Here is a 13,376-nt window from a genome sequence, read left to right as displayed (position 1 = left end):
GGGTCCGGCGAAGTGGTTTTCCACACGGTCGGCGGGCGTCTCCGACCACCGGCGGATCCGCGTCAGGAACCGGCCGGCGGCGCGGGGATGTCCAGCCCGAGGTCCAACACGGTGACCGAATGGGTCAGCGCACCGACCGCGAGGTAGTCGACGCCGGTGCGGGCATAGTCGGCGGCCATGTCCAGCGACAACCCGCCGGAGCTCTCCAGCTTGGTCTCCGGGGACCGCGCGTTGCGGCGCTGCACGGCCATCTGCGTCTCCCAGAGCGCGAAATTGTCGAGCAACACCAACTGCGGTCCGAGCGCGAGGACCTCGTCGAGTTGGGCCAACGAGTCGACCTCCACCTCGACCGCCAGACCCGGCGCGGCGGCACGGACCGCCGACAACGCGGCACTCACCGAACCGGCGGCCGCCACGTGGTTGTCCTTGATCAGCGCCGCGTCGCCGAGGCCGAGGCGATGATTCACGCCGCCACCGGCGCGGACGGCGTACTTCTGCAGGTACCGCATCCCCGGCAGCGTCTTTCGGGAGTCACGCACCTTCGCATCGGTGCCCTCGACTGCCTGCACCCACCGCGCTGTGGCAGTCGCGATCCCGGACAGATGACAGACGAGGTTGAGCGCGGTGCGTTCGGCCGTGAGCAAGGCCCCGGTCGGCGCGTGGACGGCCAGGACGACGTCTCCCGGACCGACGTGAGAGCCGTCGGCGACGGACGACGTCACCTCGTAGCGTCCGGCTCCGATCACCTCGTCGAGCACCGCGAGGACCACCGGCAGGCCCGCGATCACGCCGTGTCCGCGACTCACGATCGCGGCGTCGGTGACCGCGTCGGCGGGCACCGTCGCCTGGGTCGTCACGTCCGGACCGTGCCGGAGGTCCTCGTCGAGCGCCGTCCGGATCAGTGATCGGACCTCGTCGGTGACGGTGAGATCGAGGTCGTCGGCCGCGGCGATCTGGCCGACGAACGCCTCACTCACCGGAACCGGGGTTGCCGATCGCGATCATGCGCTCGACGCTCGTGCGAGCACGCTCGGCGACGTCGGGGGCGACGTGCACCTCGTCGCGGCCCTCACGCAGCGAACGCAGCAACGCCGCAGGCGTGATCATCTTCATGTACGGGCACGACGCACGGTCGTTGACGGCCTGGAAGTCGACACCCGGAGCCGCCTTGCGGAGTTGATGCAGCATGCCGATCTCGGTGGCGACGAGCACCTGTTTGGCGCCGGTCTCCCGTGCGGCGTCGAGCATGCCGCCGGTGGACAGGATCTTCACCTTGTCGGCAGGGACTGCGCCCTCGCCGGCGAGGTAGAGAGCCGATGTCGCGCAACCACATTCGGGATGGATGAAGAGGTCCGCATCGGGGTGGCTGCTCGCCTGATCGGCCAGCTCGTCGCCGTTGATCCCGGCGTGGACGTGGCACTCCCCCGCCCAGATGTGGATGTTGTCTCGCCCGGTCTCACGCTTGACGTGCGCGCCGAGGAACTGATCCGGCAGGAACAAGACCTCACGGTCGGGGTCGATCGACGCGACGACGTCGACCGCGTTCGACGACGTGCAGCAGATGTCGGTGAGACCTTTCACCTCTGCCGTGGTGTTCACGTACGACACGACGACCGCATCCGGGTGATCGGCCTTCCACTCACGCAGTTCGTCGGCGGTGATGGAGTCCGCGAGCGAGCACCCGGCGCGTGCATCGGGGATCAGCACGCGCTTGTCCGGGCTGAGGATCTTGGCGGTCTCCGCCATGAAGTGCACGCCGCAGAAGATGATCTCGTCGGCGTCGACCTCCGCGGCGATCCTCGACAGCGCGAGAGAGTCGCCCACATGGTCGGCGATGTCCTGGATGGCGGGCAGCTGATAGTTGTGCGCCAGCAGCGTCGCATTCCGGGCGCGCGCCAGTCGGCGCACCTCGTCGGCCCATTCCCGGGTCGGCTCGACGCCGGTGTAGCCACCAGGGCCGTCGACCCATTCGGCGTCGATCAGACCCAGGGGTGCGGTGTCTGTCGCCGTTGCCGGTCGGTCACTCGTGATGCTCATCGCCACTCCTCTTGCGGTCATGCTCTCCGACACGGGGTCGTATCGGACGACACGAGTTTTCGACTGATGGTCGAAAACGCTGTCCATCGTAACACCGGTCACATCTGCGGCATTCCCGCCGCGATTCGAGTAGTCCACTACGCGTTTGCGCGGGCCACCGGCTCCATACCGTCGAAGACGTACCGAACAGCGTCGATGACGTCTGAGACCCGCCGAGCCGACCGCGGCCGCTGAGAAAGATTGCGAGCATCGTGATGACCGTCTCCCCGCACGACAGCTTCACCCCCGACAGCCTCATGCCCGGCACCGTCACGCGCGGAACCGCCGCCGCCCGGGGCGTCCCGACGCCGTCCTCGCCGGGCGTCGCACGGTCGGCGGCCGCAGCCGCCCGGCGGGAGGCCGCGTTGGCCAGTCTCGCGGCGCGACGCATGCCCCTGCCCGGGATGCCGTCGGCCGGGCCGGCGCATTCCGACGCACGGTCGCACACTGCGCCGGTCTGCGCCGACCCCCGGGCGGGGACCACGCGCCCGCATATGCGGCTGGTGCACAACGCCGAGCAGGTCGTCGCCGGGACTGTGTCGCGCCCCGCCCCACCACGTGCCGCACCCCGACCGGCGACGACAGCGGAATCGACGGCGCGCCGGACACCTGGCGCGCGAAACACCGACGGCGACGTCGCACCCGAGCGTCGGCGGCCCGGACTCACCGACCGGGAGATCCAGGTCCTGCGCACGTGGCTGCTCACCGACTCGAAGATCATGGTCGCCCAGGAACTGTGCATCTCGATCGGCACGGTGAACACCCACCTCACCCGCATCCGCGCCAAGTACACCGCGGTCGACCGGAGCGCACGCACCAAGGCCGCCCTTGCGGCACGCGCGATCCAGGACGGGCTCCTGTCACTCGACGAGCTGTAGGCGGCGCGGGCGGGCCGGCGTCACTGCTCCCCATGGACGTGTCGCGTCGATCCCGGTGGGGACGCCCATACAATCGACGCCATGTCCACGCCCCCGCCGCGCCCGTCCTCGTCCGACGGGGCGTCCGCGGCGCTCCGCGTGGAGGTGCTCGCGGCGGTGTTCCAGGTCCGTGAGGTCGAGCCCGAGGTCGCCCCTGCGCTGTGTGTCCTCCTGTGCCGCACGCCGGATGGGAGCGGGTGGTCGCTGCCAGGTGGTGACGTCGTCGCCGACGAGACGCTCAAGGCGACCGCGCGGCGGCTCGTGGCCGACACCGTCGAGATCGAGAAGATCGCACACCTCGAGCAACTCGCGGTGTTCTCCGCGCCGAACCGTGTGCCCGGCGTCCGCACCATCGCATCCACGTATCTGGGCCTCGTCCCGTCGGATGCCATGGCGACGCTCCCGTCGTCGGCGTCCTGGCAGCCGGTCGACAGCTTGCCGGAGGTCGCGTTCGATCACGCCGAGATCATCGACGCGGCCCGCCATCGTCTCGCCGCGAAATTGTCGTACACGAACATCGCGTTCGCTCTCGCCCCGGAACGCTTCCCGATGTCTCAACTCTCGGAGATCTATTGTGCAGCATTGGGTTACCCGGTGGATACCACCAACCTCCTGCGCATCCTGAGTCGTCGCGCAGTGGTGGTGTCGACCGGAACCGTCGGGAAGACCGGCCGTTCCGGCGGTCGCCCCCCGGCGCTCTACGCGTTCGCCGACACCCGACTGCGCGTCACCGACGAGTTCGCGACCCTGCGCCCGCCCCTCTGAGCGGCCGCACGATCAACGGAGCGTGAGGATCTCGGCGTCGCCGTCGGTGATCGCGATGGTGTGTTCACTGTGCGCGGTGCGCGAGCCGTCCGCGGACCGGATCGTCCAGCCGTCGGGGTCGTAGACGATCTGCGCGGTGTGTCGCGCCAGCCACGGCTCGAGCGCCAACGTCAGCCCGGGACGCAACCGCATTCCCTTGCCGGCACGGCCCACATTCGACACGTGCGGGTCCTCGTGCATGGTGCGTCCGAGCCCGTGACCGCCGAACTCGGTGTTCACCATGTAGCCGCGGGAGATGCACACCTCGCCGATCGCGGCCGAGATGTCGCCGAGCCGGCGATCAGATCGCGCCGCATCGATGCCGGCGGCCAGCGCCAACTGTGTGGTCTCGACCAGGTGCGCATCTTCCGGTCGCGGGTCACCGACGATGACCGTGCGTGCCGAATCGGCGACCCATCCGTCGATCGCGACGGCGATGTCCATACTGAGCACATCACCGTCGGTGAGCACGAGGTCATGCGGAAGTCCATGCAGGACAGCGTCATTGACGGACAAGCAGATCACGTTGCGGAACGGCCCCCGACCGAAGGACGGGGCATAGTCCCAGTAGCACGAGACGGCGCCGCGCTGTTCGATCAGCTCACGCGCCCGCAGCTCCAGGTCGAGCAGGTTGACCCCCGGCTCCGCCCGCGACGACACATCGTCGAGCAGTTCGGCGATGAACCGGCCGGTCACCCGCATCGCGGCGACCTCATCCGGGGACTTCAGTTCGATCACACACACCTCCTGGTGGTCACACCTGGTATTTAAATACCAGCCTACGACACGGTGCCGGTATTTTCATACCGCTGCCGGTAAGGTGTGGACATGGTCCGTTCTCCCCTGACCCCCGAGCAGATCGCCGCCGGACGACGCCTGGGTGCGCTCCTGCGTGAGCTCCGCGCCGAGCGGACGGTCATCGACATCGCCGGAACCGCGGGGATCTCACCGGAGACGTTGCGCAAGATCGAGAGCGGGCGGTTGCTGACACCGTCCTTCGCCACCGTCGTCGCGCTCAGTCGTGCTCTCGACGTGTCGGTCGAGACGCTGGCCGACGCGGTGGTCGCGGACGTGCCCGCTCAGATCGGCTGAGCCACAGGAGGTTCGGCAGCGCGCGGATCGTCGGTGACGAGATCACCGACCCCGAGGTCGGCCGTGCGTGATGCCAGGGCGAAGCCAAGGTAGAAGAACGCCGCGGCGAACGGGGCGCACAGGAAGAGCACCCAGGACCCGCCGGTGCCGCCCCGGACGGCTCCGTCGAGCCAGAGGTCGGGAACGAGGTCGAACGTGGCACCGACCGGTGCCGATCGCGGGTCGTCGAACCGCCAGTCGGCGACACGGGTACCGATCCATGCCGCGAGGAACGATCCGAGCACGGTCGCGACGGCGACCACGCCGAACCCGCCGGGCCCACGCCAGGAGCGCGCCGTGAACCACGCGACGATCACCGACGCGACCCCGTACACAAGCAGGAGCACCGCGAAGGTACCGACCGCGGCGAACTCCTCGGGGAACTCCTGCGCCGGGATGATCGCGGAGTCCGCGCCGACGACACGACCCGACATGGCGGGGGTGACGACGGCCCAGACCATCCCGACGACGGCGCCGGTCAGCACGATCACCGCGAGGACCGCCACCAACGGACCCGCCGGACGGGCCGCTCGGCGGCGGGGTGACGGCACGGGGGTGGCGGTCGTCGGAGCCCCTGAGGTCTGCGCGACCGGGGCGTCGGGTGACGACGGCCCCGTCACCGTCGGCCCAGCTCCGTCGAATCCACGGTCCCGTGCCGAGAACACCGCGCACCCCAACCGTCCGGCCGTACCTGCACGACCATCCGCCGCCCGCACTGGCCGCAGAACCGTGGCGGCTCGAGTCCCATCTGGGCCGACGTCGGGATGGCGTCGGCCGCCTGGAGTTCGAGCTCGATGCCCGTGTAGACCCCGTACCGGCAGGGTTCGGCCAGCGGCCCGGGGATCTCGGATTCTGCGCCGGCCGTGCGCGCCGTGTCCGCGGAGAACGGCGACTTGATGGTCACACTCACGCTCCCGAGCCTAGATGCTGTCGTTGAGTGCCTTGATGGGCATCGACAGATCGGTCAGCAGATCCAGGTCCTCCTCGGCGGGGCGCCCCAGCGTGGTCAGGTAGTTGCCGACGATGACGGCGTTGATGCCGCCGAGGATGCCCTGCTTGGCACCGAGGTCGCCGAGGGTGATCTCGCGTCCGCCGGCGAACCGCAAGATCGTTCGCGGCAGCGCCAGGCGGAACGCCGCCACCGATCTGAGCGCCTCGGACGCCGGCAGGACGTCGAGGTCACCGAACGGGGTCCCGGGACGCGGGTTGAGGAAGTTGAGCGGGACCTCGTCGGGCTCGAGTGACGCGAGGTCGGCGGCGAACTCGGCGCGTTGCTCCAGGCTCTCCCCCATACCCAGAATGCCGCCGCAGCAGACCTCCATGCCGGCATCACGGACCATGCGCAGCGTGTCCCACCGCTCTTCCCAGGTGTGGGTGGTGACGACGTTCGGGAAGTGGCTGCGGGCGGTCTCGAGGTTGTGGTTGTAGCGGTGTACACCCATGCCCTTGAGCTGATCGACCTGCTCCTGGGTGAGCATCCCGAGGCTGCAGGCGATCTGGATGTCGACCTCGTTGCGGATCGCCTCGATGCCGGCGGCGACCTGGCTGAGGAGCCGCTTGTCCGGTCCACGCACGGCCGCGACGATGCAGAACTCGGTCGCCCCGGTCTTCGCGGTCTGCTTGGCCGCCTCGACGAGCGAGGGGATGTCGATCCATGCGCTGCGAACCGGAGACGCGAAGAGTCCGGACTGCGAACAGAAGTGGCAGTCTTCCGGGCACCCACCGGTCTTCAGCGAGATGATGCCCTCGACCTCGACCTCCGGACCACACCACCGCATCCGCACGTCGTGGGCGAGTTGCAACAGTTCGGTGAGCCGGTCGTCGGACAGGCGCAGCACCTCGAGGACCTGGGCCTGATCGAGGGCCTCGCCACGTTCGAGGACCTGCGCGCGGGCGGTGTCGAGGATGCCGCCGTCATGGGCGGGATCGCGCTGCCGGTCGGGTGCGACGGGTGCCTGGGTCACGAGAGAGCTCCTTCTGTGGGCTGATTGTCGAGGTCGATGTCGGTTGCCATCGGCGGGATGTCGGTTGCCATCGGCGGGATGTCGGTTGCCGTCGGCGAGGATCGGGTTGCCGTCGGCGAGAAGCCGGTCTCGCGGGCGAGCCAGTCCGCGTCGATCCAGGACGGCGCCGCGCGACGGAACTCGGCCGGCGCGAGGGCGCCCGCACCGGTGGGGACGACGCCGACGATCGGCACGCCCGTGAGGCGGGGCAGATCCGTGCGGTTGCACTCCATCGCGAGATCCGGGCCCTCGGGCCAGGAGCCGATGATCAGACCGGCCGGGCGCAGGCCGTGGGCGCGGACGGCGTCGACGGTCAGCTCGGCGTGGTTCAGGGCGCCGAGTCCGGCCGGGACCACGACGACGACTCCGGCGTCGGCCACGGTCGCGACGTCGAGCAGGGTGAGATCGGACGCCAGCCGCACGAGCACGCCACCGGCCCCCTCGACCAGGGTGAGGTCGTGTGCAGCCGACAGGCCGGCCACCGCCGACGTCACCGTGGACAGCGCGAGAGCGGGTAACCCGGCACGGCGCGCTGCGGTCTCGGGCGCCAATGGCTCAGGGTAGCGGGCACATTCGGCGGTCGCCTCTGGTCCGGCGAGGTCCTCGACCACGGCCAGGTCACCCGGTTCGCCGGCAGCCATGCCGGTCTGCGCGGGTTTGCACACGGCCACTGTCGATCCGGCGTGGTGCGCTGCTGCGACGAGTGCCGCGGTGACGATCGTCTTGCCGATGTCGGTCGAGGTGCCGGTGACCGCGAAGACACGTCCGGGCGCGCTCATCGGGCCCCCACCCGCACGAGGGCGTCGTTGACGACGCCGGCGACGTGGTCGACGACCGACGTGTCGAGATCGGCACGCACGGTCAGACGCAGGCGCGAGGTGCCCGCGGGCACCGACGGCGGGCGGAAACATCCCACGAGCACGCCCCGGTCGCGACACAGCGCGGCGGCGGCGACCGCCGGCTGCGGTTCGCCGACGACGAGCGAGATGACCGCGGCTGCGGGCGTGTCCGCCCCGATGGAGTCCGCGAGCCGTAGAGCGTTGAGCCGCAACCGCTCCGGCATCGACGGGTCGGAGCGCACGAGGTCGAGCGCCGCCCGCGCGGCACCGACGGCGGCCGGGTTGAGCCCGGTGTCGAAGATGAAGGTGCGCGCCCGATCGGTCAGGTAGGAGCGCAGCAGGCGGGAACCGAGGACGACGCCGCCCTGGGCGCCGAGCGACTTGGACAGGACCGTGGTCACGACCAGATCGGGTGCACCGGAGAGCCCCAGTTCGGCGACCAGGCCGCGCCCACCCGGGCCGCGCACCCCGAAGGCATGGGCCTCGTCGACCAGCAACGCGGCCCCGTGATCGCGGGCCACCCCGTACAGGTCCGCGACCGGCGCGGGCTCCCCGTCGATGCTGTACACCGAGTCCGTCACGACCAGCGCACGTCGTTCCGTGCGCTCGCGCAGGGCTTTCCGCACGGCCTCGTGATCGCCCCGGTCGACCACGACGACCCGCGCACGGGACAGTCGGCAGCCGTCGATCAACGACGCGTGCGTACCGGTGTCGCTCACGATCAGGTCGCCACGGCCGGCGAGGGCGGTGATCGCGCCGACGTTGGCGAGATACCCGGACGAGAACGACAGAGCCGCCGGGAATCCGAGGAATTCGGCGAGATCGTCCTCCAGATCGACGTGCAGCGAAGTCGTACCGACGACGAGACGCGATGCCGTCGAACCGGCACCCCAGGCGTCGAGTGCGGCGTGAGCGCCGGCGAGGACACCGGGATGCCTGGACAAGCCGAGGTAGTCGTTGGACGCCAAGTTGATCATCTCCGAATCCGGTTGCCGGACAACTGGATCACGATGAAGACCGGCGGCCTGAAGTCGGGCGGCCTCCTCGGCGATCCAGTCGAGGGCGCCGACGGGCCGGTCGGTCGCCGTCGGCGGGAACGGTGTCACCGCGGGTACGGCGCGCTCGGTGGTGGTCATCGGCTCACTCCGGCAACGAGATCGGCGGTCAGGCAGGCGTCGACCGCGGCACGGACACCCAGGGCGATCGTCGCGATGTCATCGGCGGTGCAGACGAACGGCGGCATCACGTAGATCAGGTCGCGGAAGGGACGCAGCCACGCGCCGGCCTCGATCGCGGCCTCGGTGGCCGGGGCCATGTCGACGGGGCGGTCGAGTTGCACGACGCCGATCGCACCGAGCACGCGGACATCCACGACACCCGGCCGGTCAGCGAGATCGGCCAGCCCCGAACGCAATCCGGACTCGATGTCGAGGACCCAGGTCCGCCACGGGGAGTCGAGGAGCAGTTCGACGGCGGCGACGGCGACCGCACAGGCCAGCGGATTGGCCATGAACGTCGGCCCGTGGGCGAGCCCGCCGGCCTTGCCACGACTGATGACCTCGGCGATCTCGCCGGTGCACAGGGTCGCGGCGAGCGTGAGGTATCCGCCGGTGAGCGCCTTGCCGAGGCACATGATGTCCGGGGCGACGCCGGCGTGGTCGGCGGCGAAGAGCTCGCCGGTTCGTCCGAATCCGGTGGCGATCTCGTCGAAGATCAGCAGGACGCCCGTGCGGTCACAGATCCGCCGCAGGGCGGTGAGGTAGCGCGGATCGTGGAATCTCATCCCGCCGGCCCCCTGGACGACCGGTTCGACGATCACAGCGGCCAGGCGATCGGCATTCGCCGTCACCGCCGCCTCGAGCGTCCGCACGTACTCGTCGTCGAAAGCACCGGGCGCCTCGAGCGTGCCGGGCAGCGAGGGTGGCGCGGGGACGAAGATCTGCTCGGTCAGGACGTCGGTCCACAGCGAGTGCATGCCGCCGTCGGGGTCGCAGACGCTCATCGGGGTGAACGTGTCCCCGTGATAGCCGCCGCGCCAGGTCAGCAGGCGGGTCTTGTCACCGCGCCCGCGACTGCGCCAGTACTGCAGCGCCATCTTCGTGGCGACCTCGACGGAGACCGACCCGGAATCGCAGAAGAACACCTTCTGCAGCGGTTCGGGCGTGACCGAGACCAGGAGCTCGGCGAGCCGGGCGGCGGGCTCGTGTGTGAGGCCGCCGAACATCACGTGCGCCATCGACCCGAGCTGACACGTGACGGCAGCGTCGAGGACAGGGTGCCGGTATCCGTGGATGGCCGCCCACCAGGAACTCATGCCGTCGACGACCTCCCGGCCGTCCGCCAGCTCGATCTGCGCGCCGTGAGCACCTCGGACCACGATCGGCACCGTGGTCGCGGGCATCGCTCCGTACGGATGCCATACGTGCGCGGCATCGATGCGGCGGATGGTTGCCTCGTCCACGTGGGTGATGTCCTTCGGGTCGCAGGAGGGCCGGGCTGTGGGCTCCCTCACGGTCGGCGTCCTGAACACTGTACAGGCGGTTCCTGGACGGTGTACAGGCGGCGTCACCGGGGCCTCTACCCTGGGTCCGTGAGCAACACCCGAGCCGATGTCCTGCGGGCGGCGCGCGACATCCTCACCCACCACAGCCTCGCGGACCTGTCGATGCGCCGCCTCGCCGCCGACCTCGGAGTCCGTCCGAACGCGCTGTACTGGCACTTCCCGAACAAACAGACCCTGCTCGCAGCCTTGTCCGACGACATCCTCGGCAGCATCGCGGCGGCACCGGACGACCTCGCCTGGGACGATCAGCTGGCGTTCGTGGCCACCGGGATGCGCGGTGCCCTCCTCGATGTCCCCGACAGCGCCGAGGTGGTGTCATCGAGTTGGGCCAGCGGACTGTCGCCGAAATCGATCGCCGGCGAACTCGCCGCCGCGGCGCGCGGGGGCGGGCTGACCGAGCGCGATGCTCAGGCCGTGGCGACCGCGATCTGTCAGCTCGTCATCGGCCTGACCATCGAGGAACAGACCCGCGCGCAGATGGAACGCCTCCAGGTGACCGGCCCGTCGGGGCGGGACTTCGCCGGCGAGTTCAGCGACGGGCTGAGCGTCATCCTCGACGGCGCCCGGATGCGTGCCATCGTCCCGGCACCGATCGCCGAGGTCGCCGAAAGTAAAGAAAAGTAAAGGTCAGCGGGGGTCCGACGGCCGGTGTGTCGCGAAGAACCGAATCGGAATATCACAGCTTCGCCATGTAGATTGCTTCCCGGACAACCAGCCCCGACATCACCGACCACGCCGTCGGGTTCGTTTCGGTGAACCACGACGTTCGAGACAGGAAGACACACCCAAGGTAGTGGCAGCACCGACCCACACCACCGTCCCGGCGTCGCCGGCCCCGGTGGACAACGTCCCCGCGTACCGCACCGACCTCGACGGTCTGCGCGGTATCGCCATCGCGCTGGTCGCCTGTTTCCACATCTGGTTCGGTCGCGTCTCCGGTGGCGTCGACGTCTTCCTCGCCCTCTCCGGCTACTTCTTCGTGGGGTCACTGCTGCGGCACGCGATCCACAGCCAGGCGACCCACGTGGCGTTCCGCGACACGATCGATCCGTGGCCGCGGCTCAAACGGCTGCTGCGGCGCCTATTGCCCGCGTTGTTCACCGTTCTGATCGCGGTTGCCGTGCTCACCGTCATCGTGATCCCGCAGACACGCTGGGTGAGCATCGGCAAGGAACTCATCGCGAGCGGGCTGTACTACCAGAACTGGCACCTCGCATTCAATTCCCAGGACTATCTGGCGGCGAGTTCGGCGAACAGCCCGCTGCAACACATCTGGTCGATGTCGGTCCAGGGTCAGTTCTTCGTCGTGACCCTCCTCGTGGCACTCGCCTTCGCTGCACTCGTCAAACTCGGTGCGCGACTGATCGCGCCGCTGGCCGATCCGCGGGTCATCAAGGTCCTCGTCGGCGGTGCGATCCTCGCGGTCGCGGTGGTGTCGTTCTACTGGGCGCACATGCGGATGGGCGTCAACCAGCAGTTCAACTACTTCGATACCCTGTCTCGTCTCTGGGAGCCACTGGCCGGCGGCCTGCTGGCGATCTGGTTGCCGTCCTGGCGCGTGCCCCGGTGGATGCGCACCGTCGCCGCGGTGGTCGCGCTGGCCCTGATCATCACCTGCGGGTGGTGGATCGACGGCGTCGACTCCTATCCCGGACCGTGGGCTCTGGTCCCGGTGGGCTCGACCCTGCTGATCATCTGGGCAGGCGCGACCGCGGTGGAGCGTCCCCGGCCCGGCTCGACGGAACCGCAGGCACTGCCACCCGTCAACCGGATGCTCGCCAGCCGGTGGCCGGTATGGCTGGGGACGATCGCGTACTCGCTGTACCTGTGGCACTGGCCGCTGCTGATCTTCTACCTGACCTGGCGGGAGAAGGACCACGCCTCGGTCCTCGAAGGTGTCGGGCTGCTCGCCGCCTCCATCGCTCTGGCCTGGCTGACGAAGCGCTACATCGAGGATCCGCTGCGCCGTGGCGGTCGTACCGAACCCGCGCACGCACGTCGTGACGGACGCGCGCGACGGTTGGGCTACACCTCCGTCGTGACCAGCATCCTGGTCGTCGGCACCCTGGTGACCGGCACCGGGATCGTGCTCTGGGACCGCCATGTCGCGACGATGGTCGTGGACACCAAGAACCTCGATCCGCGGCTGTACCCGGGCGCGCGGGCGCTGCTCAACGGCGCCCCGGTTCCCGCCATCGATCCCCAGCCGTCCCCGTTGATGGTGACCCAGGACTTCCCGGAGACCTCCACCGACGGGTACATGAGCAACTTCGAGGACCCCGACATCCACGTCGGCGTCTACGGCGACCCGACGGCGGCCAAGACGGTCGCCCTGATAGGCGGCTCGCACGCCGAGATGTGGATCTCGGCACTCAATCTGTTGGGGCAGCGCAACCACTTCAAGGTGACGACGTACCTCAAGATGGGGTGTCCGATGTCCACCGAACTGGTGCCCAAGCAGAACGGTGTGCCCTACCCGCAATGCCACGATTGGGTGATGCGGGTGAAGAAGAAAGTCATCGAGGACAAGCCCGATGCCGTCTTCACCAACTCCACCCGCCCGCGCGACTACGAGCCCGGAGACTGGGTGCCGCCGACGTACCCGCCGATCTTCGACGAGTTCCTCGCCAACGACATCGCCGTCCTGGGTATCCGCGACACCCCGTGGCCACACAACGCCAAGGGACTGATCGACACCCCGACCTGCCTTGCCGACGGCGGTTCGGCGACCGAATGTGCCACACCACGGGCAGCGGCGCTGGCGCCCGAGGATCCGGCACTCGCCCTGGAGACGACCCGGCCGATGTTCCACGCGCTCGACATGTCGAACGGGGTGTGTGACGTGGACCTCTGCCCGGCGATCGTGGGCAACATCGTCGTCTACAAGGACTGGCACCACCTCAGCGCCACCTACGTCCGCAGCCTGACCGAGGAGCTGGGTCGACAGATGGCACTGGCGTTGCCATGGACCGGACCACCCGCTCGCTGAGCGGCGTCGGACTCGGTCACACCACACCCGGGTACCTGTCTCCGAGATGAATGC

The 13,376-nt window shown here is 69.3% G+C and carries 14 protein-coding genes; 5 read left to right on the top strand and 9 right to left on the bottom strand.

Annotation, left to right across the window (positions count from 1 at the left end; genetic code table 11):
• Positions 1-62: 62 nt before the first annotated feature.
• The gene (nadC, locus tag QSJ19_RS02470; RefSeq protein ID WP_286318095.1) at positions 63-977 is read right to left on the bottom strand and encodes a carboxylating nicotinate-nucleotide diphosphorylase; all 915 of its coding nucleotides are present in this window, start codon (positions 975-977) and stop codon (positions 63-65) included.
• Complete coding sequence (nadA, locus tag QSJ19_RS02465) at positions 970-2,037, bottom strand: quinolinate synthase NadA (RefSeq protein WP_286318094.1); 1,068 nt, start codon at positions 2,035-2,037, stop codon at positions 970-972. Before nadA ends, nadC begins: the two co-directional genes overlap by 8 nt.
• Positions 2,038-2,333: 296 nt before the next feature.
• On the opposite strand from nadA, the gene QSJ19_RS02460 reads away from it, so the two are divergent.
• Together QSJ19_RS02460 and QSJ19_RS02455 are read left to right on the top strand one after the other, a co-directional pair.
• Positions 2,334-2,954, top strand: coding sequence for a helix-turn-helix transcriptional regulator (locus QSJ19_RS02460; protein ID WP_502876078.1), 621 nt, complete (start codon positions 2,334-2,336; stop codon positions 2,952-2,954).
• Between the two features lie 81 nt (positions 2,955-3,035).
• Positions 3,036-3,758, top strand: coding sequence for an NUDIX hydrolase (locus tag QSJ19_RS02455; protein ID WP_286318093.1), 723 nt, complete (start codon positions 3,036-3,038; stop codon positions 3,756-3,758).
• 12 nt (positions 3,759-3,770) lie between these two features.
• Here QSJ19_RS02455 and map read toward each other — a convergent pair whose 3' ends face one another.
• Positions 3,771-4,535: a type I methionyl aminopeptidase gene (gene map, locus QSJ19_RS02450; RefSeq protein ID WP_286318092.1), complete on the bottom strand. Its 765-nt coding sequence runs from the start codon at positions 4,533-4,535 to the stop codon at positions 3,771-3,773.
• 90 nt (positions 4,536-4,625) lie between these two features.
• Between map and QSJ19_RS02445 the strand changes: the two genes are divergently transcribed.
• Entirely contained in the window at positions 4,626-4,889 is a 264-nt protein-coding gene (locus tag QSJ19_RS02445; protein WP_286318091.1) for a helix-turn-helix domain-containing protein, read from the top strand.
• Here the strand turns inward: QSJ19_RS02445 and QSJ19_RS02440 are convergent.
• Genes QSJ19_RS02440 through QSJ19_RS02415 form a run of 6 tightly spaced genes read right to left on the bottom strand, consistent with a single transcriptional unit; the run spans position 4,877 to position 10,231 of the window.
• Positions 4,877-5,548, bottom strand: coding sequence for a DUF2567 domain-containing protein (locus QSJ19_RS02440; RefSeq protein WP_286318090.1), 672 nt, complete (start codon positions 5,546-5,548; stop codon positions 4,877-4,879). The two genes, QSJ19_RS02445 and QSJ19_RS02440, sit on opposite strands and share 13 nt — an antisense overlap.
• Positions 5,545-5,832, bottom strand: coding sequence for a biotin synthase auxiliary protein BsaP (gene bsaP, locus QSJ19_RS02435; RefSeq protein ID WP_286318166.1), 288 nt, complete (start codon positions 5,830-5,832; stop codon positions 5,545-5,547). The genes QSJ19_RS02440 and bsaP overlap by 4 nt, the downstream gene beginning before the upstream one ends.
• Before the next feature lie 16 nt (positions 5,833-5,848).
• Complete coding sequence (gene bioB / locus QSJ19_RS02430) at positions 5,849-6,892, bottom strand: biotin synthase BioB (RefSeq protein ID WP_502876072.1); 1,044 nt, start codon at positions 6,890-6,892, stop codon at positions 5,849-5,851.
• On the bottom strand, positions 6,889-7,710 hold the full coding sequence (gene bioD, locus QSJ19_RS02425) for a dethiobiotin synthase (RefSeq protein ID WP_286318089.1): 822 nt from the start codon (positions 7,708-7,710) through the stop codon (positions 6,889-6,891). The genes bioB and bioD overlap by 4 nt, the downstream gene beginning before the upstream one ends.
• Positions 7,707-8,906, bottom strand: coding sequence for an 8-amino-7-oxononanoate synthase (locus QSJ19_RS02420; RefSeq protein ID WP_286318088.1), 1,200 nt, complete (start codon positions 8,904-8,906; stop codon positions 7,707-7,709). The genes bioD and QSJ19_RS02420 overlap by 4 nt, the downstream gene beginning before the upstream one ends.
• Positions 8,903-10,231 (bottom strand): adenosylmethionine--8-amino-7-oxononanoate transaminase, encoded by a 1,329-nt coding sequence (locus tag QSJ19_RS02415; protein WP_286318164.1) that lies wholly within the window; start codon positions 10,229-10,231, stop codon positions 8,903-8,905. The genes QSJ19_RS02420 and QSJ19_RS02415 overlap by 4 nt, the downstream gene beginning before the upstream one ends.
• A 129-nt stretch (positions 10,232-10,360) precedes the next feature.
• On the opposite strand from QSJ19_RS02415, the gene QSJ19_RS02410 reads away from it, so the two are divergent.
• The gene (locus tag QSJ19_RS02410; RefSeq protein WP_286318087.1) at positions 10,361-10,957 is read left to right on the top strand and encodes a TetR/AcrR family transcriptional regulator; all 597 of its coding nucleotides are present in this window, start codon (positions 10,361-10,363) and stop codon (positions 10,955-10,957) included.
• A 169-nt stretch (positions 10,958-11,126) separates the two neighbouring features.
• Positions 11,127-13,322 carry an acyltransferase family protein gene (locus QSJ19_RS02405; protein ID WP_286318086.1) on the top strand — a complete coding sequence of 732 codons (2,196 nt, stop codon included), beginning with the start codon at positions 11,127-11,129 and terminating at the stop codon, positions 13,320-13,322.
• The last annotated feature ends 54 nt before the right edge of the window (positions 13,323-13,376 follow it).

This window comes from Gordonia sp. ABSL11-1, from assembly GCF_030315685.1.
Lineage (GTDB): Bacteria > Actinomycetota > Actinomycetes > Mycobacteriales > Mycobacteriaceae > Gordonia.
This window is presented reverse-complemented; position numbering and strand designations above follow the sequence as displayed.

Excerpts from the sequence above, each read along its gene's own strand:
- QSJ19_RS02420 (WP_286318088.1), bottom strand. The coding sequence starts at position 8,906 with ATGACCACCACCGAGCGCGCCGTACCCGCGGTGACACCGTTCCCGCCG.
- QSJ19_RS02445 (WP_286318091.1), top strand. The coding sequence starts at position 4,626 with ATGGTCCGTTCTCCCCTGACCCCCGAGCAGATCGCCGCCGGACGACGC.
- QSJ19_RS02460 (WP_502876078.1), top strand. The coding sequence starts at position 2,334 with ATGCCCGGCACCGTCACGCGCGGAACCGCCGCCGCCCGGGGCGTCCCG.
- QSJ19_RS02455 (WP_286318093.1), top strand. The coding sequence starts at position 3,036 with ATGTCCACGCCCCCGCCGCGCCCGTCCTCGTCCGACGGGGCGTCCGCG.
- nadA (WP_286318094.1), bottom strand. The coding sequence starts at position 2,037 with ATGAGCATCACGAGTGACCGACCGGCAACGGCGACAGACACCGCACCC.
- bioD (WP_286318089.1), bottom strand. The coding sequence starts at position 7,710 with ATGAGCGCGCCCGGACGTGTCTTCGCGGTCACCGGCACCTCGACCGAC.